The organism is Kitasatospora putterlickiae (genome assembly GCF_039527695.1).
GTDB classification, from domain to species: Bacteria; Actinomycetota; Actinomycetes; order Streptomycetales; family Streptomycetaceae; genus Kitasatospora; species Kitasatospora putterlickiae.
Window position 1 is genome coordinate 5,662 of the sequence record NZ_BAAAKJ010000346.1, and the last position, 4,732, is coordinate 10,393.

5 protein-coding genes are annotated in these 4,732 nt (G+C 74.4%); 1 reads left to right on the forward strand and 4 read right to left on the reverse strand.

What is annotated here, in order from left to right:
* From ABD308_RS32210 to bldG, 3 genes are all read right to left on the reverse strand, one after another.
* Nucleotides 1–663 (reverse strand): small secreted protein (locus tag ABD308_RS32210; RefSeq protein WP_344342974.1); only part of this gene is annotated, 663 nt, incomplete at its 3' end.
* 136 nt (nt 664–799) lie between these two features.
* On the reverse strand, nt 800–1,219 hold the full coding sequence (locus ABD308_RS32215; protein WP_344342976.1) for an ATP-binding protein: 420 nt from the start codon (nt 1,217–1,219) through the stop codon (nt 800–802).
* A gap of 177 nt (nt 1,220–1,396) precedes the next feature.
* Nucleotides 1,397–1,738, reverse strand: coding sequence for an anti-sigma factor antagonist BldG (bldG, locus tag ABD308_RS32220; RefSeq protein WP_344342978.1), 342 nt, complete (start codon nt 1,736–1,738; stop codon nt 1,397–1,399).
* A 222-nt stretch (nt 1,739–1,960) separates the two neighbouring features.
* Between bldG and ABD308_RS32225 the strand changes: the two genes are divergently transcribed.
* Nucleotides 1,961–4,510, forward strand: a complete 2,550-nt coding sequence (locus ABD308_RS32225) for a DEAD/DEAH box helicase (RefSeq protein ID WP_344342980.1) — start codon at nt 1,961–1,963, stop codon at nt 4,508–4,510.
* A gap of 3 nt (nt 4,511–4,513) precedes the next feature.
* Here the strand turns inward: ABD308_RS32225 and ABD308_RS32230 are convergent.
* A partial coding sequence (locus ABD308_RS32230; protein WP_344342982.1) for a hypothetical protein occupies nt 4,514–4,732 on the reverse strand: 219 nt, incomplete at its 5' end.

Below are 4,732 nucleotides of genomic sequence, written 5' to 3' on the forward strand. Positions count from 1 at the left end.
GTCGCCCGCCGCCGGGCTCGCGGCGTCCGTGGCGGACGCCGTGGCCGTGTCCGTGGGCGTACTGGTGGGCGTGCCGGTGGACGCCGCGCCGCCGGTCGAGCCGGCCGTCGGGGCTGCGGCCGCCGAACCCGGCTTGCACCCCTCCTGCTTGGCCATCGCCGCTCCCAGCTCGCCGCGCTGCAGCTTGCTCTGCGCCTGCGTGGAGAGCGCGGACAGCTGCCGGATCTGGTCACCCACGCTGCGCAGCCCGTCGGCGAACTTCGACTGGTCGTCGCTGGCGAGCTCGTCCAGCTTCTTCTGGATGTCGAGGTAGCCGTCGGCCGCCTTGTTGAGCTCGGCGACGGTGTCCTTCTGCAGGGTCGCGCCGTCGTCCACCTTGGGGGCTCCGGCCCCGTCGATGGCCGCGGCGATGTCCTGGTTGGTCTTGGCCAGTCGGCCGATGTCCGTCGAGAGGCGCTTCTGGAGGTCGCCCGGGGCTTCGCCGGTCTTCACCTCCGCGGTGTCCGCCAGCGCGGTCTGCGCCTGGGCGATCGGGTCCTTGGCCGCGCCGCACACGTTCGCCGCCCAGGACTCCAGCTGCTTGCTGTTGTCGTCGCCGCAGCCGACGGCGCCGAACGCGAGCAGCGCCCCGAGCACGGGTACGGCCAGCAGTCGCTTGTTCACCGGGAGAAGCCCTTTCGGTTTCGGTCGTCGAACTGCGAACCTACACGTCCGCCGTTCGACCCCCGGTTCCCGCCCGGGCCGTCTCCCGCCCGTCCACCGCTCCGGTCAGCGCCGCTCCGGTCCGTACCGCTCCCGGTCAGAGCGCGAGCGCGTCCGCCGAGACGGGCCAGCTCATCCGGATCAGGCCTCCACCGGCACCGGCGGTGACCTCCAGGTCCTCGACCAGGCCGGTGAGCACCGCGAGACCGAGGGCGTCCTCGTCCGGCTCGGCGCCGTCCGCCGCACCGGCGGACGGGACGGTGTCGAGGCCGGCCTCGTCCTCGACCTCGATGAGGAAACGCTTCTTCTGGTCGATGAGTGCGACCCGCACCGCGCCCTTGACGTCTCCGCGCCGGTGCAGACCGACCGCGCGGGAGCACGCCTCGCCGACGGCGAGGCGCACCTCGTCGAGCACCGACTCGTCGACCCCGGCCCGTCTGGCGACTGCCGCGGCGACCAGCCGGGCCGTCCGCACGTGCTCGGGGAGCGCGCTGAATCGAAGTTCGACGGTTGCCATCTCTTCCCCCTCGGGGTGCTCCGACCGGGGCCGGGCTCACGGCCCCTGCGGGCCGGTGTCGACCGGCCCTGGGGCGGCCGGACGGGCCGGGGCGCGAGGCCCCGGCCCCCCGGACGCATAGGGATCGGGCGGACCGGCCACGACGGCCGGCCCGGCCGGGTCAGTCGGTCCTGCGAATCAGTCGGTCGCCTGGACCGCGTCGTCCACCGAGTTGTGGATCGGGAAGACCTTGGTCAGACCGGTGATCCGGAAGATCTTCAGGATGCGCTCCTGGTTGCACACCAGGCGCAGCGAGCCCTCGTGGGCACGCACCCGCTTCAGACCGCCCACCAGCACGCCGAGGCCGGTGGAGTCCAGGAAGTCCACGCCCTCCATGTCGACGACGAGGTGGTAGCTACCGTCGTTGACGAGCTCGACCAGCTGCTCGCGCAGCTTGGGGGCGGTGTACACATCGATCTCGCCGCCAACCTCGACGACCGTGCGGTCGCCGACTGTACGGGTCGACAGGGACAGGTCCACGGAACCTCCAGCACCTTGCCTTGCTACGTCATTGCGATCCTCGGCCGGACGGCCGTCACCGCATGGTCGCGAGCTTTGGGCACACCCAGCCAGTGCGTGGCAAGCCTCAGCGCTGCGACCCCCGGCCGTACGGCCGTCACGGCCACATTCAACCACCTGCGACCATGCCCGCACGATGGCTTAGGACGATTCTCCGTCACGCCGGTGACACACTGGGTCCTCATGCCGCCGCGTCACAGCCTGCCCGAGGCACTGCTCACGACCCTGTCCACCACCCGAGGGCGGTCGGACCGGCTCACCCATACGGAGCACCTTCCCGCCCGGCCCGCCCGTTATGCGCCGTGGCCGGACTGGATCCGGCCCGAGATCACGGCATCCGCCCAGGCCATGGGTGTCCGGCAGCCCTGGGCCCACCAGGCCGAGGCGATGAACCTGGCCAAATCCGGTCAATCTGTGGTGATCGCCACAGGGACCGCCTCGGGCAAGTCCCTCGGCTACCTGGGCCCGGTGCTCTCCGACCTGCTGGACGGCACCGAGGCGCGGAACGGCCGGGGCGCGACCGCGCTCTACCTCGCCCCGACCAAGGCGCTCGCCGCCGACCAGCGCCGCCGGGCCGCGGAACTCGCCCCGCCCCGGGTCCGGGCCGCCCTCTACGACGGCGACACCCCGCCCGAGGAACGCGAGTGGGTCCGCCAGTACGCGTCCTACGTCCTCACCAATCCGGACATGCTGCACCGCGGCATCCTGCCCGCGCACGCCCGCTGGTCCTCCTTCCTCAAGACCCTGCGCTACGTCGTGGTCGACGAGTGCCACGGCTACCGCGGCGTCTTCGGCTCGCACGTGGCCCAGGTGCTGCGCCGGCTGCGGCGCATCTGCGCCCGCTACGGCTCCTCGCCCGTCTTCCTGCTCGCCTCCGCCACCACCGCCGACCCGGCCGTCACCGCGCTCCGCCTCACCGGCCTGCCCGCCGAGGCGGTGAGCGAGGACGCCTCCCCGCGCGGTCCGATGGTCTTCGGGCTCTGGGAGCCCCCGCTCACCGAGAACGTCGGCGAGCACGGCGCGCCCGTCCGCCGGACGGCCACCGCCGAGGCCGCCCACCTGCTGACCGACCTGGTCGAGCGGGAGACCCGCACCGTCGTCTTCGTCCGCTCCCGGCGGGCCGCGGAACTGGTCGCCCTGCAGACCCAGGACCAGCTCCCCCGCCCGCTCGCCGACCGGGTCGCCGCCTACCGCGGCGGCTACCTGGCCGACGAGCGCCGGGCCCTGGAACGCCAGCTGCAATCGGGCCGACTGCTCGGCCTCGCCTCCACCTCCGCCCTCGAACTGGGCGTCGACATCTCCGGCCTGGACGCCGTCCTGATGGCCGGCTACCCGGGCACCCGGGCCTCGCTCTGGCAGCAGGCCGGCCGGGCCGGGCGCGAGGCCCAGGGCGCGCTCGCCGTCCTGATCGCCCGGGACGACCCGCTGGACACCTACCTGGTGCACCACCCGGAGGCGCTGTTCGCCACCCCGGTCGAGGCCACCGTGCTCGACCCGGACAACCCGCACGTGCTCGCCCCGCACCTGTGCGCGGCCGCCGCCGAGCTGCCGCTCACCGACCAGGACCTGGAGCTGTTCGGCCCCTCGGCCGCACCGCTGCTGCCGGTGCTGGAGCGGCGCGGACTGCTCCGCCGACGCGGCGACACCTGGTACTGGACCCGCCGCGAGCGGGCCGCCGACGCCGTCGACCTGCGGGGCAGCGGCGGCAGCCCGGTGCAGATCGTCGAGGCGCCGACCGGCCGGCTGCTCGGCACCGTGGACGCCTCCGCCGCCCACACCACCGTGCACACCGGCGCCGTCCACCTTCACCGGGGCCGCACCTACCTGGTCCAGGACTTCGACCTGGAGGGCTCGGTCGCCCTGGTCGAACCCGCCGACCCGCCCTACACGACCGCCGCCAGGGACATCACCTCCGTCTCCGTGCTCTCCACCGACACCACCGTCGACTGGGGCGAGGGCCGGCTCAGTTTCGGTTCGGTGGAGGTGGTCAACCAGGTGGTCGGCTACCTCCGCAAGCGGATCTCCACCGGCGAGATCATGGGCGAGAGCAAGCTCGACCTGCCGCCCCGGACGCTGCGCACCCGGGCCGTGTGGTGGTCGGTCACCGAGGACCAGCTGCTCGACGCCGACATCCCGCCCGACCAGCTGCCCGGCGCCGCCCACGCCGCCGAGCACGCCTCGATCGGCCTGCTCCCGCTCTTCGCCACCTGCGACCGCTGGGACATCGGCGGCGTCTCGGTGCCGCTGCACCCCGACACCGGGCTGCCCACCGTGTTCGTCTACGACGGCCACCCCGGCGGGGCCGGCTTCGCCGAACGCGGGTTCCAGCGGGCCGTGCAGTGGCTGACCGCCACCCGGGAGGCGATCGCCGCCTGCGAGTGCGAGCGCGGATGCCCGTCCTGCGTGCAGTCACCCAAGTGCGGCAACGGCAACGACCCGCTGGACAAGGCGGCCGCGGTCCGGCTGCTGGACGTGCTGCTCGCCGGTGCTCCCCCGGTCGCCGCAGGGACCGGGCCGGACGGAGCAGCCGGACCGTCCGGCCCCTCCGGCGGGGGTGGGCGGGCCACGCCACCGCACGTGCCCGACCCGACGGAGGCGGCCCAGGCGGCTGCCGAGGCGGCCGACGGCGNNGCCGAGGCGGCGGCCCGGACGGTGGAACGGGAGCCGGGACGGGAGGCGGCGAGGCGGGCGGCGCGGCGGGCGGACGGGCCCACCGACGAGGACTCGCCGTGAGCTTCATGAGCCACCCCCGATCCAGCCGGTATCGCCCAGCGCGGCCCGCGCGTCCTCGTCCGTCGGCGCCACCGGCGCCCTGACCGGTCCGGCCCTGGCCCGTGCCCGGGCCGGTCCGACCGGCAAGCGCGGCGGCAGCCCGGTGACGGGCACCTGGGCCACCACCTCGACGGCGTCCTCCGCCCGGTCCACCGCGCAGGCGACCAGGGCGGCCCGCTGCGC

What these genes read in the sequence shown, in the direction of transcription:
- ABD308_RS32215 (WP_344342976.1), bottom strand. Translation starts at nt 1,219, where the DNA reads ATGGCAACCGTCGAACTTCGATTCAGCGCGCTCCCCGAGCACGTGCGG.